Origin of the sequence: Streptomyces sp. NPDC006140, assembly GCF_040628815.1 — a bacterium.
Classification (GTDB): Bacteria; Actinomycetota; Actinomycetes; order Streptomycetales; family Streptomycetaceae; genus Streptomyces.
Genome location: NZ_JBEXTS010000014.1, coordinates 239,007 through 263,814 on the forward strand (window position 1 = coordinate 239,007; position 24,808 = coordinate 263,814).

20 protein-coding genes are annotated in these 24,808 nt (G+C 72.6%); 14 read left to right on the plus strand and 6 right to left on the minus strand.

The features are described from left to right. The first annotated feature begins 88 nt into the window (after positions 1-88). The gene (locus ABZ386_RS32055; RefSeq protein WP_351348217.1) at positions 89-1,171 is read left to right on the plus strand and encodes an NDP-sugar synthase; all 1,083 of its coding nucleotides are present in this window, start codon (positions 89-91) and stop codon (positions 1,169-1,171) included. A 200-nt stretch (positions 1,172-1,371) separates the two neighbouring features. On the opposite strand, the gene ABZ386_RS32060 is transcribed toward ABZ386_RS32055, so the two are convergent. The 4 genes from ABZ386_RS32060 to ABZ386_RS32075 form a co-directional block, all read right to left on the minus strand. Further along, positions 1,372-2,373, minus strand: coding sequence for a DNA-3-methyladenine glycosylase 2 family protein (locus ABZ386_RS32060; protein ID WP_351348219.1), 1,002 nt, complete (start codon positions 2,371-2,373; stop codon positions 1,372-1,374). Between the two features lie 74 nt (positions 2,374-2,447). Continuing rightward, entirely contained in the window at positions 2,448-3,764 is a 1,317-nt protein-coding gene (locus ABZ386_RS32065) for a coenzyme F420-0:L-glutamate ligase (RefSeq protein ID WP_358967049.1), read from the minus strand. Next, positions 3,761-4,720: a 2-phospho-L-lactate transferase gene (gene cofD, locus ABZ386_RS32070; RefSeq protein WP_114253291.1), complete on the minus strand. Its 960-nt coding sequence runs from the start codon at positions 4,718-4,720 to the stop codon at positions 3,761-3,763. Before cofD ends, ABZ386_RS32065 begins: the two co-directional genes overlap by 4 nt. Positions 4,721-4,788: 68 nt before the next feature. Further along, positions 4,789-5,295, minus strand: coding sequence for a cysteine dioxygenase family protein (locus tag ABZ386_RS32075; protein WP_356506321.1), 507 nt, complete (start codon positions 5,293-5,295; stop codon positions 4,789-4,791). A gap of 661 nt (positions 5,296-5,956) precedes the next feature. Here ABZ386_RS32075 and ABZ386_RS32080 point away from each other — a divergent pair. From ABZ386_RS32080 to ABZ386_RS32090, 3 genes are all read left to right on the plus strand, one after another. Next, positions 5,957-6,220, plus strand: a complete 264-nt coding sequence (locus tag ABZ386_RS32080) for a WhiB family transcriptional regulator (RefSeq protein WP_010034659.1) — start codon at positions 5,957-5,959, stop codon at positions 6,218-6,220. A gap of 161 nt (positions 6,221-6,381) precedes the next feature. Continuing rightward, entirely contained in the window at positions 6,382-10,038 is a 3,657-nt protein-coding gene (locus ABZ386_RS32085; protein WP_358967052.1) for a glycosyltransferase, read from the plus strand. Then, positions 10,035-11,558, plus strand: a complete 1,524-nt coding sequence (locus tag ABZ386_RS32090; protein ID WP_351348227.1) for a DUF5719 family protein — start codon at positions 10,035-10,037, stop codon at positions 11,556-11,558. Before ABZ386_RS32085 ends, ABZ386_RS32090 begins: the two co-directional genes overlap by 4 nt. Before the next feature lie 10 nt (positions 11,559-11,568). On the opposite strand, the gene ABZ386_RS32095 is transcribed toward ABZ386_RS32090, so the two are convergent. Continuing rightward, positions 11,569-12,024 carry a metallopeptidase family protein gene (locus ABZ386_RS32095; RefSeq protein ID WP_078651037.1) on the minus strand — a complete coding sequence of 152 codons (456 nt, stop codon included), beginning with the start codon at positions 12,022-12,024 and terminating at the stop codon, positions 11,569-11,571. A 294-nt stretch (positions 12,025-12,318) separates the two neighbouring features. Here ABZ386_RS32095 and ABZ386_RS32100 point away from each other — a divergent pair, with 294 nt between their 5' ends. The 9 genes from ABZ386_RS32100 to ABZ386_RS32140 all read left to right on the plus strand — a co-directional run bounded on the left by ABZ386_RS32100 (position 12,319) and on the right by ABZ386_RS32140 (position 22,310). Beyond that, on the plus strand, positions 12,319-12,741 hold the full coding sequence (locus ABZ386_RS32100; RefSeq protein WP_010034669.1) for a DUF3499 domain-containing protein: 423 nt from the start codon (positions 12,319-12,321) through the stop codon (positions 12,739-12,741). Positions 12,742-12,861: 120 nt separating this feature from the next. Beyond that, positions 12,862-14,478 carry an L-lactate permease gene (locus ABZ386_RS32105; protein WP_358967055.1) on the plus strand — a complete coding sequence of 539 codons (1,617 nt, stop codon included), beginning with the start codon at positions 12,862-12,864 and terminating at the stop codon, positions 14,476-14,478. Positions 14,479-14,578: 100 nt separating this feature from the next. Then, on the plus strand, positions 14,579-15,943 hold the full coding sequence (locus ABZ386_RS32110) for a phosphomannomutase/phosphoglucomutase (protein ID WP_358967058.1): 1,365 nt from the start codon (positions 14,579-14,581) through the stop codon (positions 15,941-15,943). Positions 15,944-16,013: 70 nt separating this feature from the next. Continuing rightward, positions 16,014-16,184 (plus strand): Trm112 family protein, encoded by a 171-nt coding sequence (locus tag ABZ386_RS32115; RefSeq protein WP_114253283.1) that lies wholly within the window; start codon positions 16,014-16,016, stop codon positions 16,182-16,184. A 114-nt stretch (positions 16,185-16,298) separates the two neighbouring features. Beyond that, positions 16,299-17,426, plus strand: coding sequence for an SIS domain-containing protein (locus tag ABZ386_RS32120; RefSeq protein WP_114253282.1), 1,128 nt, complete (start codon positions 16,299-16,301; stop codon positions 17,424-17,426). A 54-nt stretch (positions 17,427-17,480) separates the two neighbouring features. Beyond that, on the plus strand, positions 17,481-18,632 hold the full coding sequence (gene manA, locus ABZ386_RS32125) for a mannose-6-phosphate isomerase, class I (RefSeq protein WP_351348235.1): 1,152 nt from the start codon (positions 17,481-17,483) through the stop codon (positions 18,630-18,632). Between the two features lie 153 nt (positions 18,633-18,785). Continuing rightward, the gene (locus tag ABZ386_RS32130; RefSeq protein ID WP_351348237.1) at positions 18,786-19,760 is read left to right on the plus strand and encodes a cation transporter; all 975 of its coding nucleotides are present in this window, start codon (positions 18,786-18,788) and stop codon (positions 19,758-19,760) included. Between the two features lie 324 nt (positions 19,761-20,084). Beyond that, on the plus strand, positions 20,085-21,542 hold the full coding sequence (ahcY, locus tag ABZ386_RS32135) for an adenosylhomocysteinase (RefSeq protein ID WP_351348239.1): 1,458 nt from the start codon (positions 20,085-20,087) through the stop codon (positions 21,540-21,542). A 153-nt stretch (positions 21,543-21,695) separates the two neighbouring features. Further along, positions 21,696-22,310 carry a hypothetical protein gene (locus tag ABZ386_RS32140; protein ID WP_351348241.1) on the plus strand — a complete coding sequence of 205 codons (615 nt, stop codon included), beginning with the start codon at positions 21,696-21,698 and terminating at the stop codon, positions 22,308-22,310. 20 nt (positions 22,311-22,330) lie between these two features. Here the strand turns inward: ABZ386_RS32140 and ABZ386_RS32145 are convergent, their stop codons facing one another. Beyond that, a complete protein-coding gene (locus ABZ386_RS32145) occupies positions 22,331-23,281 on the minus strand; it encodes an RDD family protein (RefSeq protein WP_351348243.1) in 951 nt (316 codons plus the stop codon). 128 nt (positions 23,282-23,409) lie between these two features. Between ABZ386_RS32145 and ABZ386_RS32150 the strand changes: the two genes are divergently transcribed. Continuing rightward, positions 23,410-24,417, plus strand: a complete 1,008-nt coding sequence (locus ABZ386_RS32150) for a stage II sporulation protein M (protein ID WP_355714162.1) — start codon at positions 23,410-23,412, stop codon at positions 24,415-24,417. Positions 24,418-24,808: the final 391 nt, after the last annotated feature.

Consider the following 24,808-nt stretch of genomic DNA (forward strand, 5'->3'; position numbering starts at 1 on the left):
GGCCAGCGAAGGCGCCACGGAACGGTCTGCATACACTGACCGGCCGAAAGACAGTTCGGCCGGTCCCGGCAGGAAGCAGAGACGACACGTGACAGAAGCGATCCTCCTGGTCGGCGGCAAGGGCACCCGGCTGCGCCCGCTCACGGTGCACACGCCCAAGCCCATGGTTCCGGCGGCCGGGGTGCCCTTCCTCACGCACCAACTGGCGAGGGCGAGAGCGGCGGGTGTCGAGCACATCGTCCTGGCCACGTCCTATCTGGCCGAGGTCTTCGAGCCGTACTTCGGTGACGGCTCCGCGCTGGGCCTGCACTTGGAGTACGTGACGGAGGAGGAGCCGCTCGGCACGGGCGGCGCCATCCGCAACGTGGCCTCCCGGCTGCACTCGGGGCCCGACGACCCGGTCCTCATCTTCAACGGCGACATCCTGACGGGCCTGGACATCCGGGCCCTCGTCGACACCCACGAGTCGACGGGCGCGGACATCTCCCTGCACCTCACCAAGGTCACCGACCCGCGCGCCTACGGCCTGGTCCCCACCGACGACACGGGCAGGGTCCTGGCGTTCCTGGAGAAGCCGCAGACCCCGGAGGAGATCGTCACCGACCAGATCAACGCGGGGGCGTACGTCTTCCGCCGCTCGGTGATCGACACGATCCCGGCGGGCAGGCCGGTCTCGGTGGAACGCGAGACGTTCCCCGACCTCCTCTCCGCCGGGGCGCACCTCCAGGGCATGGTCGACTCGACGTACTGGCTGGACCTGGGCACGCCGGCGGCGTTCGTCCGCGGCTCGGCGGACCTGGTGCTCGGCCGGGCCCCGTCGCCCGCCGTGCCCGGCCGCTGCGGCGACCGCCTGATCCTGCCGACGGCGACGGTCGCGGCCGACGCGAAGCTCTCGGGCGGCACGGTGGTGGGGGAGGGCGCGTTCGTCGCCGAGGGCGCCCGGGTCTTCGGCAGCACGATCCTGCCGGGCGCGGTGATCGAACCCGGCGCGGTCATCACGGACTCCCTCATCGGCACCCGGGCCCGCGTCGGCGAACGCTCGGTCCTCACGGGCACGGTCATCGGCGACGGCGCGGTGATCGGCCCCGACAACGAACTCCGCGAGGGCGCCCGCATATGGTGCGACGCCCGCATACCAGCGGGAGCGGTCCGCTTCTCGTCGGACCAGTAGACGGCCGCCGCTGCGGGCCGCCCGTCCCGCTTAGCTGCGGGCATGCGTGCCGCTAGGGGCGGCACGGGTGGGCGGTGGGGGTCCCCCCTGCTCGAGCGAAGCCGAGAGCTTGGGGGAGGCACCCCGCTCCGCCGGGCTGCGGACCCACCCGCCCTCAGCCCGCACGCCGGGCACCGGGATACCGGGATACGGGCAGTTCCTCAGAACTGCCCGATGTCCCACACCGGCATCTTCGGCGCCCTCCGCCCCGGCACCCGCCCGCTCAACAAAATCAACCGAGCCGCCCGATGCCGCTGCCCCGCATACGGCTCCAGCAACTCCAGCATCACGGCGTCATCCGCATCCCGGTCCCCGGCCAGCGCCCACCCCACGATCCCGGGCAGATGCAGATCCCCCACGGTCACCTCATCCGCCGCCCCATGACTGCGCTGCACCGTCTCCGCCGACGTCCACGGCCCGATCCCCGGCACGACCTCCAGCCGCGCCCGAGCCGCCCCGGGCTCCATCCCCACGGCCTCCTCCAGCCGCGCGGCGACCCGGACGGCCCGCAGGATCGTCGACGCCCGCTTGTTGTCGACGCCGGCCCGATGCCACTCCCACGACGGAATCAGCGCCCATGTCCGGGGCGCCGGCATCACACACATCCGCCCGGGCACGGGCCCCGGCGCCGGCTCCCCGTACTTGCGCACCAGCAGCCGCCACGCCCGGTACGCCTCGTCCGTCGTGACCTTCTGCTCCAGGATCGAGGGGATCAGCGACTCCAGCACGAGCCCGCTGCGCGTCAGCCGCAACCCGGGCCGCCGATGCCGCGTCATCGCCAGCAGCCGGTGCCGCGGCACGAACGCCGACGGATCGTCGGCCGCCCCGAGCAGCTCCGGCAACCGCTCCAGCAGCCACCCGGCCCCGGGCCCCCAGGCCTCCCCGCGCACCCCACCGCCGTACGCGCACACCCGTAGCGTCCCCGGCCCGGCGGGCGTGCGGCTCGCGCGCCACACGGAACCGTCCGGCATCGCCCGGAACGTCGGATCGCCCGGTCCGCGCCGCAGCGGCCCGAGCACCAGCCCGAGGTCCAGCGGCCCGTCCGGCACCCAGTCCCGCACCCGGCCCGGCCCCGCCGCCTGCCGCGGCACACCCGTGCCCACGGCGACGTGCCCACCGCGCACGGTCGTACGGGTGGGCCGAGGAGCGAACCGTCCTGCCATGAGTGAAGTCCCTGGATGAGGTTGCCGCGGTCGGAGGAGAGGGCCCTACGAGGGTAGGCCCGGGCCGGCGTCGGTCACCGCACCTCGATGAACGCGCCCGCGTCCCGCTCCGGCCGCGCCCGGGGTTCCTCCGCCGGATGCCCGACCGCCACCGCCCCCATCGGGTCCCAGTCCGCCGGCAGCTCCAGCACCTCGCGCACCACGTCCCGGCAGAACATCGTCGAGGACACCCACGCCGACCCCAGCCGCTCCCCGGCCAGCGCGACCAGGAAGTTCTGCACGCCGGCGCCCGCGGCGACCACGAACATCTCCCGCTCGGCGCCGTCCCGCCGGGCATCGCCGTAGGTGTGCGAGCCGTCCATGACCAGGCAGGGCACGACGAGGTAGGGCGCGTTCCGCAGGACGTCCCCGCGCCGCACCCGCTTGGCGATGGACTCCTCCGTCTTGCCGTCCCGCCGCAGGTCGGCGATCCACGCCTCCCGCATCGCGTCGAGCAGCCGCGTCCGCGCCCGGGCCGACTCCAGCAGCACGAACCGCCACGGCGTCGTGTGGTGCGGCGCCGGCGCCGTCACGGCCGCGGCCACGGCCCGCCGTACGGCACCGGGGTCGACGGGCTCGTCCGTGAACGCCCGGACCGTGCGCCGCTGGGTCACCGCCAGCCGAACCGCCTCCGAGGTGCCGAGGCGGAACATGTCGTCACGGGCGCCGCGGACCATGGCCCGGGCCCCCTCGCCGTCGCCGTCCGCCACCGCGTGCGGGAGCCCGCGCACCACGGCGACGGGCAGCCCGGCGGCCTTGCCCTTGACCAGGTCGCCCGCGGCGGCGAGTTCGTCGGCCGTGGCGACGACGGTGGCGCTGAGCGGATTGCCGTACGCGTCCACGCCACCGCGCAGATCGTCCAGCACGCGCACTCCCGCGGCACCGATCGCGACGTCCGTGAGCCCCGCGCGCCAGGGGCGCCCGAATGTGTCGGTGACGACGACACCGACGTTGACGCCGAGGGCGTCCCGCAGTCCGTCGCGGATCGCGCGGGCGGACGCGTCCGGGTCCTCGGGCAGCAACAGTACCGTCCCGGACGGGGTGTTGGACGCGTCGACCCCGGCCGCGGCCATCACGAGACCCTGCCGGTTCTCGACGATCCGCAGGGCGCCGCGCCGGGCGACCACGCGGACCGTCTCCGCGTCGATCGCGGCCTCCCGGTCCGCCGCCTCGACGATCCGGCCCTCCGCCTTGGACACGATCTTCGAGGTGACGAGCAGCACGTCCCCGTCGGCCAGGCCGGGCTCGGCGGCGGCTATCAGCTTGGCCAGGTCGTCCCCGGCCGTGACCTCGGGCAGCCCGCCCAGGGCCCACACCCGGTACTCGCCGGGCCCCTGCTCCGCGCCGTTCACGCCCCCCGTACCTCCTCCGCCAGCGCCAGCGCCTCCCGGGCCATCCGGGCGGTCGCGTCGGCGTCCGTCATCATCAGCGGCACGGCCCGGCAGCGGATCCCGGCGGCCTCGACCTGCTCCACGGCGCTCGCGTCCACCGTGTCCACGAGCCAGCCGTCCAGCAGGCCCGAGCCGTAGTGCTCGGCCACGGCCGTCGCGGTCGACTCGACGCCCACGGCGGCCAGCACCTTGTCGGCCATGCCCCGCACGGGCGCGTCGCCGACGATGGGGGAGAGGCCGATCACCGGCACCCCGGCATCGGCGATGGCCTCCCGGATGCCGGGCACCGCGAGGATCGTGCCGATGGAGACGACCGGGTTGGACGGCGGGAAGAGGATCACGTCCGCCTCGGCGATGGCGTCCAGCACGCCCGGGGCGGGCTTCGCCTGGTCGGCGCCGACCGGCACGACCGCCTGCGCGGGCACCGAGGCGCGCAGCCGCACCCAGTACTCCTGGAAGTGGATCGCCTTGCGCTCGCCGTCGATCTCGACGGCCACGTGCGTCTCGACGCGGTCGTCGGTCATGGGGATCAGCCGCACGCCCGGCTGCCACCGGTCGCACAGCGCCTGGGTCACCGCGCTCAGCGGGTACCCGGCGCCGATCATCTGCGTCCGCACGATGTGCGTGGCGAAGTCCCGGTCGCCGAGGCCGAACCACTCGGGCCCGACGCCGTACGCCGCGAGCTCCTCCTTGAGGTGGAAGGTCTCGTCGGCGCGACCCCAGCCCTGCTCCTCGTTGATGCCGCCGCCGAGCGTGTACATCACCGTGTCGAGGTCCGGGCAGACCTTCAGCCCGAAGAGGTGGATGTCGTCCCCGGTGTTGCCGATGACCGTGATGTCCGCGTCCGGCACGGCCCGCTTCAGACCGCGCAGGAACCGGGCACCACCGATGCCGCCTGCCAGAACCACAATGCGCATGGGAGCCAGTCTTGCAGGCGCCTGCGACAACCGGTGCGCGGCTGTGGACAACCGGCGACGCGCACCGGTCAGGCCGTGAGGGCGCCCGGCTCGGGAAGGGCCTCGCAGTGCGGAGCCGTGTGCATCGGCATCTCCGTCAGCCCCGGGTAGTACACGTGCAAACTCACCGCGGGCTCCAGTGCGTCATTCACCACCTCGTGCACGTACCCCGGCGCGAACACGTGCTGCGCGCCTGCCCGCAACGCGCGCGTGCCCCTCTCCGTGCGCTCGGTCAGCGTGCCGTCCAGCACGGTCAGCACACCGGAGGAGCGGCCGTGGTCGTGCGGCCCGCTGCCCTGCCCGGGCACCCAGGACAGCAGCCACACCTCGTAGCCCGGGCCGGTGCGCAGCCGGTGGTACCAGCGGCTGGTCGCGTCGTAGCGGACGAGGTGCTCCCACTGGGAGCGGTCGGCGGCGATGGAGCGGGCGAGCCCGGCGAACTCGGCGACGGTGGCCGGGTGCTCGCGCGGTGTCTGGAGCAGGTGCGGGACTTCGAGGATGTCGCCGGCGATCTGGAGGTCGCTGTCGCTGTTCATGGGTGTGGTGGTTCCTCAGTGAAAAAGAAGGTCAGAGGGAACGGGAAGCCGAGATACGGGTGGCTCGGCCTTCAGCTGGAGCGGGTGGGGCTCAACAGCTGGAACAGCGACAGCTACAGCGAGCGCGGGCAGCACCGAGGGACCCGGCGGTGCGGGTCGAGGTGAGTGCCAAGTTCGCGAGCATGCCCACAAGGACACCGGTTCACACCTCCACTGTCAACTCGGCACCCGGTATGTGGGATGAGGTTCACCTCATCCGGTCGATCGCTCAGATGAAAGGTTTGTTCATGGCCCGCCCGGGACACATGGCGTCCATCCGGGCGGACAAACCCCGTTGCGCACTCGTGATCCGACTGTGATCAGGTTCGCTTCGAGGGGCGTGTCGGAACGGGATCGAACTCCTGGGCGTCCTTCTCCGTAGAGGTCTGCGAGGGGTCCGGCGGAAGACGTGAGCCCCAGCGGGCTCCGTCGGTGTGTCAGGTTTTATGGTGATTTGAACACTTTCCGCATGGGCTTGGTTCCGCAGAGTGAATAAGGGGCTCAATAGCAGATCTCGGCTTGACTCGCCCGGAGCAGCACACTTGTAATTTCACTCGTGTCGTTCAGCCGGAATCGGTAACGGCTAGATCACGGGGACGCGAAAGACAGACGAGGGGCGCACATGACCGAGACGGTGCAGCAACTGCTGGTCGACGACGCGGACGAGGAACTCGGCTGGCAGGAGCGCGCACTGTGCGCCCAGACCGACCCCGAGTCCTTCTTCCCCGAGAAGGGCGGCTCGACCCGGGAGGCCAAGAAGGTCTGCCTCGCCTGTGAGGTCCGCTCCGAGTGCCTCGAGTACGCCCTCGCCAACGACGAGCGCTTCGGCATCTGGGGCGGTCTGTCCGAGCGGGAGCGCCGCCGCCTGAAGAAGGCGGCCGTCTGACCCGGTCCTCTTCGTGAACGGCCCGTCGCAGGTGGGTTATCCACAGGCGGCGGGCCCCCTTGTTGCGCAGCCGATAGTGTGGTCGCTCGTCCGAGACGCCCCGCTGCCCCCACCGGTCGCGGGCGTCCACCGCAGTCCACCGAACCGGGGCCCGTACCTCGATGTCCGTGCACAGCCACCCGGCAGCCCATCACGACAGCGCTGCCACACCTGAGTTCCCGCGTCATGTGGTGACCGCGGTCCTCGTCTCCCACGACGGCGCCCGCTGGCTGCCCGACGCGCTCGCCGGGCTGCTCGGCCAGGAGCGGCCGGTCCAGTACGCGATGGGGGCCGACACGGGCAGCGCGGACGACTCCGCCCAGCTCGTCACCGACGCCCTCGGCGCCGACCGCGTACTGCACCTGGCCCGCCGCACCGGCTTCGGCCAGGCCGTCGAGGAGTGCGACCGCACCGCCCCGCACCTCACCCCGGAGGAGCTGCCGTACCTGAAGCGGCCCAGCGGCTGGGACCCGGTCACGCGCTCGTGGCGCGACGACGCCTACGACCTGCCCGAGCTCCCGCACGGCGAGCCGGTCCAGTGGCTGTGGCTGCTGCACGACGACTGCGCCCCGGAGCCGGACGCCCTGGCCCAGCTACTGCGCGTCGTGGACAACGAGTACGAACTGGGCCGCGAGGACGTCGCCGTCGTCGGCCCCAAGCTGCGCGGCTGGTACGACCGCAGGCAACTGCTGGAGGTCGGCGTCTCCATCGCCAACTCCGGCCGCCGCTGGACCGGCCTGGACCGCCGCGAGCAGGACCAGGGCCAGCACGACCACGTCCGGTCCGTGCTGTCGGTGTCCACCGCCGGCATGCTGATCCGCCGCGACGTCTTCGAACAGCTCGGCGGCTTCGACCGGCACCTGCCCCTCATGCGCGACGATGTCGACCTGTGCTGGCGCGCGCACGCGGCCGGCTACCGCGTCCTGGTCGCCCCCGAGGCGGTCGTCCGGCACGCCGAGGCGGCCTCCCGCGAACGCCGCACGGTCGACTGCGTGGGCCGCACGGCCGCCTCCCCGCACAAGGTCGACAAGGCCGGCGCCGTCTACGCCCTGCTCGTCAACACGCGTACCGCCGTGCTCCCCTGGGTGCTGCTGCGGATCGTGCTCGGCACGCTGCTGCGCACCCTCGCCTACCTCGTCGGCAAGGTCCCCGGCCAGGCCGTCGACGAGATCCGCGGCCTGCTGGGCACGCTGCTCAGGCCCGAGCGGATCCTCGCCGGGCGCCGGCGCCGGGGCGCACCCCAGATCGACAAGGGCGAGCTGCGGCAGCTGTTCCCGCCGCCCGGCGCGACCGTCCGCGCCACCGTCGAGCAGGTCGCGAGCAACCTGGTCGGCCGCTCCGACCCGGAGATCGCCGCCGGTGCCGGACGGCACGGCGGCGCCGTCGAGTCCGGCCCGGGCGGCGACGACGCCGACTTCCTGGAGATCGAGCAGTTCGCCCGGCTCAAGCGCATCGCGCGCAAGCCCGGCCCGGTGCTCTTCCTGCTGCTGCTGCTCGTCTCCCTGGTCGCCTGCCGCCAGCTCCTCGGCGGCGGCGCCCTCGCGGGCGGCGCCCTGCTGCCCGCCCCGGCCGACTCCGCCGACCTGTGGGCGCGCTACCTGGACGCCTGGCACGCGGTCGGCACCGGCGGCACCTCCGCCGCGCCGCCGTACGTGGCGATCGTGGCGATGCTGGCCTCCCTGCTGTTCGGCTCGACCGGCCTCGCCGTCACGCTCCTGCTCGTCTGCTCGGTGCCGCTGGCCGGCGTCACCGCGTACTTCGCCTCCCGCCCGCTGGTCGAGTCCCGGCTGCTGCGCGCGTGGGCGGCCGTCGTCTACGCCTTCCTGCCCGCCGCCACCGGCGCCCTCGCCGGCGGCCGCCTCGGCACCGCCGTCCTGGCCGTGCTGCTGCCGCTCCTCGCCCGCGCGGGCATCGCGGCCGGCGGCCTGGCGAACCCCGCGGGCACCCGCGGCAGTTGGCGCGCCACCTGGGCGTACGCGCTGCTGCTGACCATCACCACCGCCTTCACCCCCGTCGTGTGGCCCATCGCGCTGCTCCTCGGCGCCGGGCTGCTGGTGCTGCGCCGGTCCGACATCACGGCGTACGGGCTGCGCTTCCTCGCCCAGCTCGGCACCCCCCTGCTGATCCTCGCCCCCTGGTCGCTGACCCTGCTCCCGTTCGGCTTCTTCAAGGAAGCCGGCCTGGAGTACGGCGCCTCGGCCGCCTCCGCCCTCGACCTGCTCGGCGCCAGCCCGGGCGGCCCCGGAACCGTCAGCGGCCTCATGCTCATCGGCATCGTGCTGGCCGCGCTCGCCGCCCTGCTGCGCTCGGAACGTCAGCGGGGCATCTGGACGGCCTGGGCGGTCGGTCTCGTGGGCTTCGTCTTCGCGATCCTGTCCAACAGCTCCACCTGGGCCGGCCCCGCGACCCTCGTCTACGGCATCGCCCTCCTGGCCGCCGCCGCGCTCGGCGCCGACGGGGCACGCGCGCGCGTGGCCGAGCAGAGCTTCGGCTGGCGCCAGCCGGTCGCCGTGCTGATCGCCTTCGCCTCGGCCGCGGGCCCGCTGCTCGTGGCCGCCGGCTGGATGATCCGTGGCGCCGACGGGCCCCTGGAGCGGCGCGACCCGACCCAGGTGCCCGCGTTCGTCGCCGAGGAGAGCGGCAGCACCGACCAGGCCCGCACGCTGGTCCTCGACAGCGACTCCGCCGCCCACGTCGGCTATGTGCTGGTCCGCGGCTCCGGCGCCCGCCTCGGCGACGGCGAGATCGCCGCGGAGGACGGCGAGAACAGCAGGCTCGACAAGGTCGTCGCCAACCTGGTCGCCGGCTCCGGCGCCGACCAGGCCGACCAGCTCGGCGGCTTCGCCGTGCGCTACGTCCTCGTCCACAAGGGGGCGCCCCGCGACGTCACCCGTGTCCTGGACGCCACGCCCGGCCTGGCCCGGCTCAGCCAGCAGGACGGCAGCGCGCTGTGGCAGGTCGACCGGGAGGTCGCGCGCGCCACCATCGTCCCCGCCTCCGGATCCGGCACCCCGCGGACCGTCGCCGCCGGGCCCGTCGACATCCACACCACGATCCCGTCCGGCGCCGACGGGCGCGTGCTGCGCCTCGCCGACTCCGCCGCCGACGGCTGGACCGCCACCCTCGACGGCAAGCCACTGACCCGCACCACGGTCGACGGCTGGGCCCAGGGCTTCGAACTCCCCGCCACCGGCGGCAGGCTGGACGTCACCTACGAGGACCCGATCGGCCACACGGCCTGGCTGTGGGCACAGGGCCTGCTCGCCGTCGTCCTCGTGGTGCTGGCCCTGCCCGGCCGCCGCCGCGACATCGACGACGACCTGCCCGACGAGCCGGCCGTCCCGGCCCAGGCGGTCGCCGGCGAGGGCCGCCGCGCCCGCCGCCTGCGCGCCCAGGCGGAGGCCGAGGCGGAAGGAGCGGACCGGCCCGAGGAGTTCCCGCCCCCGCAGCCGGAGCAGCCCCCGGCGAGCGTCCCCCAGCAGAACCAGGGCCAGTGGGACCCCGCCGGCTACCCGGGCGGCGAGTACACCGGCTACGGCGACCAGTACCAGAACGTCCCGTACCCGGCCGACGCCTACGGGCAGCAGTACCAGGCGGACCCGTACCAGGGCGGCCAGTACGACCCGTACGCGTACGGCGGCCAGGCCCCGGCCCCGTCGTACGACCAGCAGGGCTACGACCAGGCCTACACCCAGGGCTACGGCACGCCGTACGACCCGGCGCAGCAGCACCACCCCCACGGCACGGGCAGTGAGCGTCCCGACGGGAGCCAGCAGTGAACCGCACCACCCTGTCCCTGATCGCCGGCACGACCGCGCTCGCCGCCGTCACCGGCTTCGCCGCGCTGTCCGCCCCGGACACCCCGGGCGCCCCGGGCACGGCCGCCACCGCCAAGGCGGCCGCCCAACTCCCCGTGGAGCGCACGAGCCTGCTGTGCCCCGCGCCCAGCCAGTCCGACATCGCGGAGACGTCCTACACGTCCTTCACGCCCGTCACGAAGGGCACCGGGAGCGGCGGCAAGGCCGAACTCCAGGCGGCCGCACAGGAGTCGGCGGACGGCTCGCAGGCGGGCAAGGACGGCGGGAAGCCGGGCAAGGGCAAGACGGAGAAGCCCGTGCTGACCCCCAAGGAGCCCGGCAAGCCGGTCACCGGCGACAGCTCCGGCTCCGAGGCACCCGCGCTCGTCGGCACCGCGGACGGCAGGTTCGCACCCGGCTGGACCGTCCAGGAGACGACGGAGGTCGCCGCCGGCACGGGCCGCGGCCTCCAGGGCGTCAACTGCACGGCCCCGGACACGAACTTCTGGTTCCCGGGCGCCAGCACCGCCGCCGACCGCACCGACTACGTCCACCTGACCAACCCGGACGACTCGGCCGCCGTGGTCGACGTCGAGCTGTACGGCAAGGACGGCGCCCTGAAGTCCGCGGTGGGGGAGGACATCACGGTCCAGCCGCACTCCAGCGAGCCGATCCTGCTGTCCACCCTCACCGACGAGCAGCAGACCGATCTCACCGTGCACGTCAACGTGCGCAGCGGGCGGGTCGGCGCCGCCGTGCAGGCCCTGGACGACAAGACCGGCGGCGACTGGCTGGCCGCCTCCACGGACCCGTCCGGCAGCCTGGTCATGCCCGGCATCCCCAAGGACGCCACATCCGTGCGCCTGGTCGCCTTCACCCCGGGCGACGCCGACGCGGACCTGAAGGTGCGCCTCGCCTCCCCCTCCGGGCTGATCACCCCCGCCGGACACGAGACGGTGCACGTCAAGGGCGGCATGACGACCGCCGTCGACCTCGGTGACGTCACACGCGGCGAGGCGGGCTCCCTGGTGCTGACGCCGACGGACCAGTCGGTGCCGGTCGTGGCGGCCCTGAAGGTCGTACGGGGCAAGGGCGACAAGCAGGAGACGGCGTTCATCCCGGCCACCCGCCCCGTCGGCACGCGCGCGACGTCCGCGGACAACAGCGCCAAGGGCAGCACGCTCTCCCTGACCGCCCCCGGCCGCGCGGCCACGGTCAAGGTCACCGCGTCGGCGGGCAGCGAGGGCGGCACGCCGGTGTCGAAGACGTACACGATCAAGGCGGGCACGTCCCAGGACATCGAGCCCCCGGTCCCCGGCGGGCTGAAGGGCACGTACGCGCTCACGGTCGAGCCGGTCTCCGGCGGCCCGGTCTACGGTGCCCGCACCCTGGCGGCCTCGGAGGGCGGCGTCCCCGCCTTCACCGTGCAGACGCTCCCGGACGACCGGGGGACGGTGGCGGTTCCGGAGGCGGACGAGGACCTGTCGGTGCTGCAGCAGTAGGCGGGCGGGCTCAGCCCTGGTCCTCGCCGTACCGGGGGTCCACCGTCTCCGGTGTCAGCCCGAGCAGCTCGGCGACCTGCTCGACGACGACCTCGTGGACCAGCGCGGCCCGCTCGTCGCGCCCCTTGGTGCGGATCTCGACCGGCCGCCGGTAGACCACCACGCGCGCGGGGCGGCCCTCGCGCGCGCTGATCGTGCCGCCGAGCGGAACCGCCTCGTCGTGCCAGGCCTGGCCGGGTCCGTCGAGCCTCGGCACTTCCAGGACCAGGAAATCGATGTCGGCGAGCTGCGGCCAGCGCCGCTCCAGGCGTTCCACGGAGTCCTGCACCAGATCCGCGAACGCGTCCGCGCGGCTCGCGGCGAGCGGCACCTGCGGGGGTGCGATCGGGCCGCGCATGCCCCGGCCGTGGCGATCACGGCGGCGGGGCCCGGGGGCGGCGGCACGGGGCGTTACGGGCTTGTCCATCACTGCTGAAGGGTAGTCCCCGCCGCGCCCGTGTGCCCGGCACCGCACGGGCGCACGGGCGCCTTCCGGCCGACCCGCGCGGCATGTCGTTACATGACCATTCAAGCCAAGGTTGGGCTCGATTCCGTATCCCTCCGAGACCGGCAACCTCACGGCAAATGAGGGTTTTGTGATGACTGTTGACCGCTTGGGTGACCGTTCGAGACCCTGGATGACGGTGTCCGGCCAGGTCAGGAGCGTGTGCCGGAGGGGGTGTGTGGGGCGTTTCACAGCACGACACGGTGGAGTGACCTGGTGGAGAGTCGTCGCGGCCCGCTCAAGAGTGCGGTACCGTCCAACGTCGTGAGCCCTGTACGTCGCTGTTCGCGCACCGCCTGCGGCCGTCCCGCCGTCGCGACGCTGACGTACGTCTACGCCGACTCGACCGCGGTCCTCGGCCCGCTCGCCACCTACGCCGAACCCCACTGCTACGACCTGTGCGCCGAGCACTCCGAGCGCCTCACCGCCCCGCGCGGGTGGGAGGTCGTCCGGCTGCTCGACGGCTCGGCCCCGGCGCGCCCCAGCGGCGACGACCTGGAAGCGCTTGCCAACGCCGTGCGCGAGGCGGCCCGCCCTCAGGAGCGGGCGGCCGGGGCAGGCGGCGGCGGTCGCGCGGCCGACCCGATGGAGGTCGCGCGGCGCGGGCACCTGCGGGTCCTGCGGTCGCCCGACAACTGACCACGCCCCCTCGGTTTCTCCGCGCGCGCACCCATTGACGCGGTGTTGGTGTGGACATGACCATTCCGTTTCAGGGACGCGAGAAATCGCTTTCGCCTGACGGAAACCGGGGAGGCGCCCGTGTACGTCCAGGAACTGGAACCCGTCGCCGGCTCGCTCGGCCTGTCCGCCCTGGTGGCGGCCCTGCCCCTGGTGATCGTCCTGGTCCTGCTCGGCGGCGTCCGCATGAAGGCCCACCTGGCGGGCCTGACCGGCCTCCTCGCCGCCGTTCTGGTCGCCCGGCTCGCCTACGGCATGCCCCTGGACCAGACGCTCTCCAGCGCCGCCCAGGGCGCCGTCTTCGGCCTCTTCCCCATCCTGTGGATCGTCGTCAACGCCCTGTGGGTGTACCGGATGACCGTCCGCACCCGGCACTTCGACATCCTGCGCCGGTCCTTCGGGCGGCTCTCCGACGACCCGCGCATCCAGGCCCTCGTCATCGCCTTCTGCTTCGGGGCGCTGCTGGAGGCGCTCGCCGGCTTCGGCGCGCCCGTCGCGATCAGCGCGGTCATGCTGGTCGCGCTCGGCTTCGAACCGGTGCGCGCCGCCGTCGTCGCCCTCGTCGCCAACACCGCGCCCGTGGCCTTCGGCGCGATGGGCACACCGGTCGTCACCCTCGCCCAGGTCACCGGGCTCCCGCTGGACTCCGTGGCGTCCGTGGTGGGCCGTCAGACGCCCCTGCTGGCCCTCGTGGTGCCCCTCGTGCTCGTCTGGCTGGTCGACGGCCGGCGCGGGCTGCGCGAGACCTGGGTGCCCGCCCTGGCGTGCGGAGTCGCCTTCGCCGTCGCCCAGTTCGCCGCCTCCAACTACGTCTCCGCCCAACTCGCCGACATCGGCGCCGCCCTGGCGGGCGCGGGCGCCCTGGTCGCCGTCCCGCACGCGCGCGTGCCCGCCGCCGAGTCCGTACGCGCCTCCGTGCTGACCGGAGCGCGCAGCGAGGAACTGGACCAGCAGGACCCGCCCCGCGAGGTCCTGCGCGCCTACGCCCCGTACGCGCTGATCGTCGTGATCTTCTCCGTCGCGCAGATCCCCGCCGTCAAGGACCGGCTGGCCGAGGCGACCCAGACCTTCGACTGGCCCTTCCTGGACGTGGCCGGGCCCGACGGCGAACCCGTCGGCGGCAACGTCTTCTCCTGGCCCGTCGTGTCGACCGGCGGCACGCTCGTCCTGCTCGCCGGGATCTGCACGGCCGTCGTCATCGGGGTGCACGCGCGCGTGGCGGTCAGGGAATGGCTCGCGACGGTCCACGAACTGCGCTTCGCGATCCTGACGGTGACGTCCGTCCTGGCCCTCGCCTACGTCATGAACCTGTCCGGGCAGGCGGCCACGATCGGCCACTTCGTGGCGGCGGCCGGGGCCGGACTCGCCTTCCTGTCGCCGGTCCTCGGCTGGTTCGGCGTCGCCGTGACCGGCTCGGACACCTCGGCCAACGCCCTCTTCGGCGCCCTCCAGGTGACCGCCGCCCGCGAATCCGGACTCTCGCCGGACCTCCTGGCCGCCGCCAACAGCTCCGGCGGCGTCCTCGGCAAGATGATCTCCCCGCAGAACCTCACCATCGCCTGCGCGGCCGTCGGACTGGCGGGCCGGGAAGGCGACTTGCTGCGCAAGGTACTGCCGTGGAGCCTGGGCCTGCTGCTGGTGATGTGCCTGATCGTCGTCGGCCAGAGCACCCCCGTGCTGGGCTGGATGCTGCCCTGACCTGAGGCTACGTCTCGGGGGCCGTCGGGCGTCCGCGCAGCGGGCTGTCAGTGGGCGGGGGTAGTTTGTGCGGACCGACATACTTTCAGGAAGGCTGGCCGTGGCTGTTGATCTGTCGCAGGTCGTGAAGGCGTACGACGTACGCGGGGTCGTCCCCGACCAGTGGGACGAGTCCCTGGCCGAGCTCTTCGGAGCGGCCTTCGTGCAGGTCACCGGCGCGAGCGCGATCGCCACCGGGCACGACATGCGGCCCTCCTCACCGGGCCTGTCGCGTGCCTTCGCGCGCGGGGCCGCCGGGCAGGGCGCCGACGTGACGGAGATCGGCCTCTGCTCGACCGACCAGCTGTACTACGCCTCGGGCGCGCTGAACCTGCCGGGCGCCATGTTCACCGCCTCCCACAACCCGGCGCAGTACAACGGCATCAAGATGTGCCGCATGGGCGCCGCCCCGGTCGGCCAGGACACCGGCCTCGCGGAGGTCCGCGAACTGGTCGAGCGCTGGAGCGAGTCGGGCGCACCGGCACAGGCCGCGAAGCCGGGCACCATCACCGGCCGCGACACGTTGTCGGACTACGCGGCCCACCTGCGCTCGCTGGTCGACCTGACCTCCATCCGCCCCCTGAAGGTCGTCGTCGACGCGGGCAACGGCATGGGCGGCCACACGGTGCCCGAGGTCTTCGCCGGCCTGCCCCTGACCCTGGTGCCGATGTACTTCGAGCTGGACGGCACGTTCCCGAACCACGAGGCCAACCCCCTCGACCCGGCCAACCTCGTCGACCTGCAGAAGCGGGTCCGCGAGGAGCGCGCCGACCTGGGCCTCGCCTTCGACGGCGACGCCGACCGCTGCTTCGTCGTCGACGAGCGCGGCGAGCCGGTCTCCCCGTCGGCGATCACCGCCCTGGTCGCCTCCCGGGAACTGGCCCGGCACGGCGGCAAGGGCACGATCATCCACAACCTGATCACGTCCTGGTCCGTCCCCGAGGTCGTGCGGGAACACGGCGGCACCCCGGTCCGCACCCGCGTCGGCCACTCCTTCATCAAGGCCGAGATGGCCCGCACCGGCGCGATCTTCGGCGGCGAGCACTCCGCCCACTACTACTTCCGCGACTTCTGGAACGCCGACACGGGCATGCTGGCCGCCTTGCACGTCCTCGCGGCCCTGGGCGGCCAGGAGACCCCCCTGTCCTCCCTCGTCTCCGAGTACGACCGCTACACCGGCTCCGGCGAGATCAACTCCACGGTCGCCGACCAGCAGGCCAGCCTCGCCGCGATCCGCTCCGCCTACGCGTCCCGCGAGGACACCACCCTCGACGACCTCGACGGCCTCACGGTCACCTCCACCGACTGGTGGTTCAACGTCCGCCCGTCCAACACGGAACCACTGCTGCGCCTGAACGCGGAGGCGAGGGACCCGCAGACCATGGCCCGCGTGCGGGACGAGGTGCTGGGGATCATCAGGGGCTGAGGCCCCGCCCCCACCGGCGGTAACCTGACCAGGCACAACCCCAAGCGCCCGTACCTCGAAGGAACCCCCTATGCCCCTCGAATCCGGACTCCTCGAGATCCTCGCCTGCCCCGCCTGCCACGCCCCCCTCAAGGAGCAGGACAGCGAGCTGATCTGCACCGACACGAGCTGCGGACTGGCCTACCCCGTCCGCGACGGCATCCCCGTCCTCCTCGTCGACGAGGCCCGCCGCCCCGAGTGACCGCCGGTGGCCCACGCCCCCGCACACCCCGGTGCACATACCCGCGGATTCGATGGGCACCGGCGTAGGACGACATCCCCATAACGGACCCGGCGATCGGGAGGCTGCCGCCCCATGCTCGACGAATCGCTGCTCGACAATCCGGACGGCCTCGCCGAGGCCGACCACCGCGGCCTGCTCCGCGGCGCCGCGGAAGCCGGCGCCCGCGTGCGTACCGCCGCCCGCCACTCCGCCGAGGCGGGCGTCAACGACCTCAAACCCGACGGCCGACCCCGCGCCGTCCTCATCGCCGGCCCCGGCGCCGCCGCCACCCACACCGCCGACCTCATCGGCACGCTGGCCGGCGCGGGCAGCCCCGTCACCCGCCTCGCCCCCACCGGCGTCGCCCCCGCCGCGGGCGCCCTGCGCTGGGAACTGCCCGGCTGGGTCGGCTCGGTCGACCTCCTCCTGATCGCCACCCCGGACGGCACCGAACCGGGCCTGTCCCTCCTCGCCGAGCAGGCCTACCGCCGGGGCTGCACGGTCGTCGCCGTGGCGCCCGGCCGTTCCCCGCTCGCCGACGCCGTGGGCGGCACGCACGGCCTGTTCGTGCCCATGGCGACCGCCCCCTACGACCAGGACGAGCCCCTCGCCGCCTCCGCCCCCGGCGTCCTGTGGGCCCTGCTCACCCCGCTCCTCGCGCTCCTGGACCGCACGGGGGTCCTCGCCGCCCCGCCGGACGCCCTCGGCAAGGTCGCCGACCGCCTCGACCGCATCGCCGAACGCTGCGGCCCCGCCATCGCCACCTACAGCAACCCCGCCAAGACCCTGGCCGCCGAACTCGCCGACGCGCTGCCGATCGTCTGGACCGAGGGCACCTCGGCCGGCCCGGCGGGCCGCCGCTTCGCCGCCGCCCTCGCCGAACTGTCCGGCACCCCCGCCGTCGTCGCCGAACTCCCCGAGGCCCTCGCCGCCCACAGCGCCCTGCTCGCCGGCCCGCTGGCCGCCAGCGCCGACCCCGACGACTTCTTCCGCGACCGCGTCGAGGAACCACCCGCCCTGCACGCACGCGTGGTGCTCCTGCGCGACCGCCCCATCGGCGGCCTCACCGCCGCCCCCGGCGCCCGCGACCTCGCCCTCAGCCACGACACACCGATCAGCGAACTGGAACCCGAGCCGGGCGACGAACTGGAGACCCTGGCGGAACTGATCGCCATCACGGATTTCGCCGCGGTTTACCTGGCGCTCGCTTCGAGGGCCTGATCATGCCCGGGACACCCTGACGCGCTCGCCGCCCGAACACCCAGAGAGAACCCCATGGACCGCCTCGACAACACCATCCGCCCCTACGCCTGGGGTTCCCCGACCGCCATCCCGCAGCTGCTCGGCGTCGAACCGACCGGCGAGCCGCAGGCGGAGATGTGGATGGGCGCCCACCCCGGCGCACCCTCACGCACCGAGCGGGGCACGCTCGTCGAGGTCATCGACGCCGACCCCGAGAAGGAACTCGGACCGGCCGCCGTCGCCCGCTTCGGCCCCCGCCTGCCCTTCCTCCTCAAGATCCTCGCCGCCGGCGCCCCGCTCTCCCTCCAGGTCCACCCCGACCTGGAGCAGGCCAAGGAGGGCTACGCCGACGAGGAGCGCCGCGGCATCCCCGCCGACGCCCCGCACCGCAACTACAAGGACGCCAACCACAAGCCCGAACTGATCTGCGCCCTCACCGAGTTCGACGGCCTGTGCGGCTTCCGCCCCCCGCTCGAGGCCGCCGGCCTCCTCGACGACCTCGGCGTCGACTCCCTCAAGCCCTACGTCGACCTGCTCCACGCCCACCCCGAGGACGCCGCCCTGCGCGAGGTCCTCACGGCGATCCTCACCGCCGACCCCGAGGAGATGTCCCGCACGGTCGCCGAGGCCGCGGCCGCCTGCACCCGCCTCGGCGGCGCCTACACCCCCTACGCCGACATCGCCCACCACTACCCGGGCGACCCCGGCGTCCTCGCCGCGATGCTGCTCAACCACGTCCGGCTCCAGCCCGGCGAGGCCCTCTACCTCGGCGCCGGCGTCCCCCACGCCTACCTGAACGGCCTCGGCGTGGAGATCATGGCCAACTCCGACAACGTCCTGCGCTGCGGGCTGACCCCCAAGCACGTCGACGTCCCCGAACTCCTGCGCATCGTCCGCTTCCAGCCCAGCGACCCCGGCGTCCTGCGCCCCGAGGCATCCCCGGACGGCGAGGAGGTCTACGAGACCCCGATCGACGAGTTCCGCCTCTCCCGCTACGTCCTCCCCGAGGCGGGCACCGCCCACGACCTCACCCGCCCGACCCCGCAGATCCTGCTCTGCACGGCCGGCACGGTCCGCGCGGGCGAGCACGAACTGACCCCCGGCCGGTCCGTCTTCGTCCCCGCCGGCGAAAAGGCCGAAGTGTCCGGAACGGGCACGCTCTTCCGGGCCACCGTCGTCGCCTGACCGTTTCAACGCCCCCCGTGCCGGTGACCTGAAGCACCGCGGCCGCAGCGGGCTGCAACAATGGCCCACCGTCAAGCACGGGCAAAGCCACGGGCGCCGCATCACGGCGGCGTCCGTGCCCTGGAACGGCGTACGAAGGGACAACGCGAACATATGAGCGCGTCAGGCGGCACCAAGGCGATCGTGGCGGCACTGGCCGCGAACCTCGCGATCGCGGTAGCGAAGTTCGTGGCGTTCATCTTCAGCAACTCGTCGTCGATGCTCGCCGAGTCCGTGCACTCGCTCGCCGACTCCGGCAACCAGGCGCTGCTGCTCCTCGGCGGCAAGAAGGCGAAGCGCGAAGCCACCCCGCAGCACCCCTTCGGCTACGGCCGCGAGCGCTACATCTACGCCTTCCTCGTCTCCATCGTCCTCTTCTCGGTCGGCGGCATGTTCGCCCTCTACGAGGGCTACGAGAAGATCAAGCACCCGCACGAGCTGACGCACTGGTACTGGCCGGTCGGCGTCCTCGTCTTCGCGATCATCGCCGAGACGTTCTCCTTCCGCACGGCCATCAAGGAGTCCAACGCCCTGCGCGGCCGCCGCTCCTGGAAGGAGTTCGTCCGCCACGCCAAGGCCCCCGAGCTCCCGGTCGTCCTCCTGGAGGACCTCGGCGCCCTCGTCGGCCTGATCCTCGCCCTCGGCGGCGTCGGCCTCGCCCTGCTCACCGGCGACGCCGTCTGGGACGGCATCGGCACCCTCTGCATCGGCGTCCTGCTCATCCTGATCGCCCTGGTCCTCGCCGCCGAGACCAAGTCGCTGCTGCTCGGCGAGTCCGCCGGCGTCGAGGAGACGCAGAAGATCGAGGCCGCCGTCGTCGACGGCGACACCGTCACCCGCATCATCCACATGCGCACGCTCCACCTCGGCCCCGAGGAACTCCTCGTCGCCGCCAAGATCGCCGTCCGCCACGAGGAGACGGCCACCGAGATCGCCGCCGCCATCGACGCCGCCGAGGGCCGCATCCGCGAGGCCGTCCCCATCGCCCGCGTCATCTACCTCGAGCCGGACATCTACAGCGAGGCCGAGGCCGCCAAGGGCCCCGACCCCGAGGCTTCCCCCGGAGGCCCGGTCCCGACGGACCACTGACCTCTCGCGCTGAGCCCACGGGGCCCGCCGAACCACTCGGCGGGCCCCGCCGCCTTACCCGAACCCGTCACATGATCGGCTCGATGTGTTCGCGGGCGGACTGGGGTTCGCACCCGCCCCCGGTGTAGCTTGGGACGGAGCCAGACGTCGCTGCTGATGGCGGTCGGGCGGTCCCACCGCGGACCGGCCGAGGGAGAGAGGGCCTCCGACGGACTGCGCTGCGCGTACGCGGGCATGCCTGTGTCCTCCTTCGGGCACCCCTGTGTCCGCCGCCGCGCAGACCAGCCGTACCCACCCTCGACCCAACCCGAGGAGCAGCTCGCAATGACGACTGTCGAGAACCGACAGGACTTCAAGGTCGCCGACCTCTCCCTGGCCGAGTTCGGCCGCAAGGAGATCACCCTCGCCGAGCACGAGATGCCGGGCCTGATGGCGATCCGCAAGGAGTACGCCGAGGCCCAGCCTCTCGCCGGCGCCCGCGTCACCGGCTCCCTGCACATGACCGTGCAGACCGCCGTCCTCATCGAGACCCTGGTCGCTCTCGGCGCCCAGGTCCGCTGGGCGTCCTGCAACATCTTCTCCACCCAGGACCACGCCGCCGCGGCCATCGCAGTCGGCCCGAACGGCACCCCGGACAACCCGCAGGGCGTCCCCGTCTTCGCCTGGAAGGGCGAGACGCTGGAGGAGTACTGGTGGTGCACCGAGCAGGCGCTGACCTGGCCGGACAGCCCCACCGGCGGCCCGAACATGATCCTGGACGACGGCGGTGACGCCACCCTCCTCGTCCACAAGGGCGTCGAGTACGAGAAGGACGGCAAGGTCCCCTCGCCCGACACCGCCGAGTCCGACGAGCACCGCGTCATCCTCGAACTGCTGACCCGCACCCTGGGCGAGAACCCCCAGAAGTGGACCCAGCTGTCCTCGGAGATCCGCGGCGTCACCGAGGAGACCACGACCGGCGTCCACCGCCTGTACGAGATGCAGCGCGACGGCACTCTCCTGTTCCCGGCGATCAACGTCAACGACGCCGTCACCAAGTCGAAGTTCGACAACAAGTACGGCTGCCGCCACTCCCTCGTCGACGGCATCAACCGCGCCACCGACGTCCTCATCGGCGGCAAGACCGCGGTCGTCTGCGGCTACGGCGACGTGGGCAAGGGCTGCGCGGAGTCCCTGCGGGGACAGGGCGCCCGCGTGATCGTCACCGAGATCGACCCGATCTGCGCCCTCCAGGCCGCGATGGACGGCTACCAGGTCACGACCCTCGACGAGGTCATCGACAAGGCCGACATCTTCATCACCACGACCGGCAACAAGGACATCATCATGGCCTCGGACATGGCCAAGATGAAGCACCAGGCCATCGTCGGCAACATCGGCCACTTCGACAACGAGATCGACATGGCCGGCCTCGCCAAGATCCCCGGCATCGTCAAGGACGAGGTCAAGCCGCAGGTCCACACCTGGACCTTCCCCGACGGCAAGGTGATCATCGTCCTGTCCGAGGGCCGCCTGCTGAACCTGGGCAACGCCACCGGCCACCCGTCGTTCGTGATGTCCAACTCCTTCGCGGACCAGACCCTGGCCCAGATCGAGCTGTTCACCAAGCCCGACGAGTACCCGACCGGCGTCTACGTGCTGCCCAAGCACCTCGACGAGAAGGTCGCCCGCCTCCACCTCGACGCGCTCGGCGTGAAGCTGACGACGCTCCGCCCCGAGCAGGCCGAGTACATCGGCGTGAAGGTCGAAGGCCCGTACAAGCCGGACCACTACCGCTACTGAGCCCAGCAGCACCGCTGCCGGTCAGTCGGCCACCGGTCGGAACCCCGAGGCAGGCCCCCCGCACCCCCGTGCCGGGGGGCCTGCCCCGTTCCGGCCGACCGGCGTTCCGGCCCGGCCGGCGACCGGCCCAGCCCGTCAGGACCCAGGACCCCCATGCCCCGCGGCCGTTATTCGCTCCACGATCCGCACGATCACACCCCCCTCGCTGAAGAACACTTCCAGTGCGCCATCGGCCCCTCCGGCTGGCGCTACGTCTCCCAGCTGACCACCCCCTCGGGCGATCACCACGGCTCCGTCGACCTCACCCTCGACGAACTCGGCCGCCCCATCCGCCTCGAACTCCACGCAGCCGCCTGGCAGGTCCGCGGCGCCGCCCTCGACGGCGTCACCTGGGTCCGCACCGACCCCACCGGGACCGACGCCACCGAAGGCAATGTGCGCGCCCACGCCTTCACCGGCACCTCCCCGGCGTTCCTCGTCGCCACCGCCCGTCTCCTGCGCCTCACCCCCTCCTCCTCAGCAACCCGCGTACGCCTCGTCGCCTTCACGGACCCGGTCCTCGCCCCGCGCACCGTGGACCAGTCGTGGGCCTTGGTGAAGAGAGAAGCACACGCCACTGACAACGGCCCCCTGACCGTGGACGAATACCAGGTCACAGCCCTGGACACGGGCGAGCAGCACTCCGTGCACATCGCCGGCGACGTGGTGCTCGCGGCTCCCGGTATCGAGCTCGAAGACCTGGAATCACCACCGTCGGTCTTCACCTGAGCGGGCAGCCCCGCTCCTCGCTACGCCGGCGGTACGAATCCGGTACGGGACCGCTCGTCCACCACCGGTGCCTCCGTTGCCTCCGGTGACTCCTGGGGCCGGCTCCCGCCGGACGGCCTGGACACCGGCCCAGGCGGCACAACCGGCGGCTCAGGAGCAGCCGGGACGGCGGGCGCGGCCGGAACCCCGTCCGTAGTCGGGGCCGGAGCCGGCGTGCCCGTACCGTTCCCGAAGGCCCGCCGGGCCTCCCGCGCCTGCCGCTCCTGCACCACCGCAGCCAGATAGGCCGCCGGCGGAATCCCCTGCGGCACCGGAGCCCCCGTACGATCCGCCAGATCCGACGCCAGCCGCTCCGCCATGGACCAGCCCACCTGCGGGTCCAGCTGCTGCATGCGCGTCAGGTACTGACGAACGGCGAGCCACAGCCCGTCGGGCACGGCGGACAGATCGAGCCCCGAGAACCGCCCCGCCAGCCAGGGCGGAGGAGGCGGTACATAGCCGGTCCGCGCGACCGGAATCCGCTCCCGCACGACGAGAGTCCCCGCGAACACATCCCCCAGCCGCCGCCCACGCGCCGATACGAACGAGGCGATACAAGCGACGATCCCGAAGGTCATGAGGATCTCGATCACCCCGATCAAGCCCCTCACCAGCGCGTGCCGGAACCGGATCGGCCCCCCGTCGTCCCGCACCACCCGCAGCCCGCACGCCATCTTCCCGAGCGACCGCCCGTGACTGAGCGTCTCCACCGCGATCGGCGCGCCCACCAGCACGAGAACGAACGTCGCGATCGACAGCGCCGTCTGCGCCGCCTCGTCCAACGAGGCCGTGGAGACCACCAACACGATGGTCACCGCGACGTAGAGCGCCATGGCCGCCACAAGATCGAGCAGCACGGCCAGCGCCCTGCTGGGCAACCTCGCGGGGCGCAGCTCCAACGCCACAGCCTCGCCCGTCACCAGCTCACTCACGCCCGCCGTCCTTCCCCTGCCCTGCCCCTGACAGGCCCAGTCTGCCAAGCTGAGGGCGCATCGCACCGTAGTACGACAAGCTGATCCACGACGAGCCACCGACGAACAGCCGAGGAGCAGGCACACCGATGGACCTCGACGTCTTCGTCTCCGCCCACCGAGCGGAGTGGGACCGCCTCGAAGCCCTGCTCCGTCGCCAGCGCCGCCTCAGCGGCGCCGAAGCCGACGAACTCGTCACCCTCTACCAGCGTGCCGCCACACACCTTTCCCTGATCCAGTCCAGCGCCCCCGACCCCCAGCTGACCGGTCGGCTCAGCCAACTGGTGGCACGCGCGCGTAGTGCCGTGACCGGGACCCGCCGCGCCTCCTGGCGCGACGTCACGCGCTTCCTGGCCCACGGTTTCCCCGCGGCCGTCTACAAGTCGCGGCACTGGTGGGTACCCACCGCGCTCCTCTCCACGGCGGTTGCGGCTCTCCTGGGCTGGTGGATCGGCACCCACCCCGAAGTGCAGGCATCCATCGCGGCCCCCAGCGAACTCCGCGAGCTCACCCGCCCCGGTGGCCAGTACGAGACGTACTACTCCAGCCACCCGGCCGCGAGCTTCGCCGCCCAGGTCTGGACGAACAACGCCTGGGCAGCCGCCTTGTGCCTGATCCTGGGTGTCTTCCTGGGGCTCCCGGTGATCTGGATCCTCTTCCAGAACATGCTCAACCTCGGGATCGGCTTCGGCCTGATGTCCTCGGCCGGCCGTCTCGACACATTCCTGGGCCTGGTCCTCCCACACGGCCTCCTCGAACTGACCGCTGTTTTCGTGGCCGCCGGCACCGGCCTGCGTCTCGGCTGGACCCTCATCGACCCGGGCCCCCGCACGCGACGCACGGCTTTGGCGGAGGAGGGCCGAGCCGCCATCGGCATGGCCATCGGTCTGGCCCTGGTCCTCTTCGTCTCCGGAGCCATCGAAGGCTTCGTGACCCCGTCCGGCCTTCCCACCTGGGCCCGCATCGCCATCGGGGTCGCCGCCGAACTGGCCTTCCTCGCATACGTCTGGGTACTGGGCGGCCGTGCGGCTCGCGCGGGCGAGACCGGTGACATCGAGGCGGCGGAACGCAGCGCGACGGTCCCCACGGCTGCGTGATCGTCCCCACGACCACCGGATGTGCGACTACGTCCGTTCAACTGCTAGTCTCCTCTTCGCCCCACAGGAGCCGTTGACACGGCAAGTGCGGGGAGGTAGATTCGAACAGTTGCCTGGAGAGGGGCTCTAGCCTCGGACCGGTGACAGTGAGCATCTGTCTGCTTCTTGAATCACTGAATTCAATGAAGCCCCTCCCGATGAATCGGAAATGAGTGGCCGGTCAGACCGGCCCGAAACCTCTGATAAAGTCGGAACCGCCGGAAAGGGAAACGCGGAAGCGGGAACCTGGAAAGCGTCGAGGAAATCGGATCGAGAAAAGATCTGATAGAGTCGGAAACGCAAGACCGAAGGGAAGCGCCCGGAGGAAAGCCCGAGAGGGTGAGTACAAAGG

Excerpts from the sequence above, each read along its gene's own strand:
- ABZ386_RS32130 (WP_351348237.1), top strand. The coding sequence starts at position 18,786 with ATGAGCGCGTCAGGCGGCACCAAGGCGATCGTGGCGGCACTGGCCGCG.
- manA (WP_351348235.1), top strand. The coding sequence starts at position 17,481 with ATGGACCGCCTCGACAACACCATCCGCCCCTACGCCTGGGGTTCCCCG.
- ABZ386_RS32150 (WP_355714162.1), top strand. The coding sequence starts at position 23,410 with ATGGACCTCGACGTCTTCGTCTCCGCCCACCGAGCGGAGTGGGACCGC.
- ABZ386_RS32120 (WP_114253282.1), top strand. The coding sequence starts at position 16,299 with ATGCTCGACGAATCGCTGCTCGACAATCCGGACGGCCTCGCCGAGGCC.
- ABZ386_RS32080 (WP_010034659.1), top strand. The coding sequence starts at position 5,957 with ATGACCGAGACGGTGCAGCAACTGCTGGTCGACGACGCGGACGAGGAA.
- ahcY (WP_351348239.1), top strand. The coding sequence starts at position 20,085 with ATGACGACTGTCGAGAACCGACAGGACTTCAAGGTCGCCGACCTCTCC.
- ABZ386_RS32115 (WP_114253283.1), top strand. The coding sequence starts at position 16,014 with ATGCCCCTCGAATCCGGACTCCTCGAGATCCTCGCCTGCCCCGCCTGC.
- ABZ386_RS32060 (WP_351348219.1), bottom strand. The coding sequence starts at position 2,373 with ATGGCAGGACGGTTCGCTCCTCGGCCCACCCGTACGACCGTGCGCGGT.
- ABZ386_RS32085 (WP_358967052.1), top strand. The coding sequence starts at position 6,382 with ATGTCCGTGCACAGCCACCCGGCAGCCCATCACGACAGCGCTGCCACA.
- ABZ386_RS32140 (WP_351348241.1), top strand. The coding sequence starts at position 21,696 with ATGCCCCGCGGCCGTTATTCGCTCCACGATCCGCACGATCACACCCCC.
- ABZ386_RS32075 (WP_356506321.1), bottom strand. The coding sequence starts at position 5,295 with ATGAACAGCGACAGCGACCTCCAGATCGCCGGCGACATCCTCGAAGTC.
- ABZ386_RS32095 (WP_078651037.1), bottom strand. The coding sequence starts at position 12,024 with ATGGACAAGCCCGTAACGCCCCGTGCCGCCGCCCCCGGGCCCCGCCGC.
- cofD (WP_114253291.1), bottom strand. The coding sequence starts at position 4,720 with ATGCGCATTGTGGTTCTGGCAGGCGGCATCGGTGGTGCCCGGTTCCTG.